Source organism: Treponema sp. R6D11, from assembly GCF_054786075.1.
Genome location: NZ_BDHD01000746.1, coordinates 1 through 551, shown reverse-complemented (window position 1 = coordinate 551; position 551 = coordinate 1). Strand labels below are relative to the sequence as shown.

Here is a 551-nt window from a genome sequence, read left to right as displayed (position 1 = left end):
GTTCTAGAGGCGTTACGCGCGTTAAAGTCGATGAAGGACGTCCCGCGAAAAGCGACTGTAGTTACCGATTCCCAATATGTGCAGAAAGGCATCACCGAATGGATAAAGACGTGGAAAAACAATAATTGGAGAACCAGCGACAAGAAACCCGTTAAAAATCAGGATTTATGGATGGAGCTTGACGCGCTCACAAGTGAATTTACGCTTAACTGGGAATGGGTACGCGGTCACGCCGGAAACCACTACAACGAGATGTGCGATCAAATGACGCAGGACGCCATCGCCTCGGTTTAGGTGAGCGTTGCAACCATCACGGCCTTTATCGTGTGTTTGCGGTTTTCCGCCTCGTCCCATGCGCGGCTCTGCGGGCCGTCGATCACGTCCGCTGTAACTTCCTCGCCCTTTACCGCGGGAAGACAGTGAAGAAAAATCGTATCCTTTTTGCCCGTCTTGTTCATCATTTCCTGATTTACCTGATAGCCGCTTAAAAGTCTTAACCGCTCGTCCCTTTTGTCTTCTTCGCCCATGGAAATCCACACGTCGGTGTAAAG

Annotated in this window: 2 protein-coding genes; one reads left to right on the top strand and one right to left on the bottom strand. The window is 50.3% G+C overall.

Going from position 1 to position 551, the window contains the following annotated elements; translation table 11 throughout:
* A partial coding sequence (locus ACYVTD_RS15865; protein WP_461248655.1) for a ribonuclease H family protein occupies positions 1–294 on the top strand: 294 nt, incomplete at its 5' end.
* Here the strand turns inward: ACYVTD_RS15865 and ACYVTD_RS15860 are convergent.
* On the bottom strand, positions 291–551 hold a 261-nt coding region (locus ACYVTD_RS15860), incomplete at its 5' end, for an ornithine carbamoyltransferase (protein ID WP_461248654.1). The two genes, ACYVTD_RS15865 and ACYVTD_RS15860, sit on opposite strands and share 4 nt — an antisense overlap.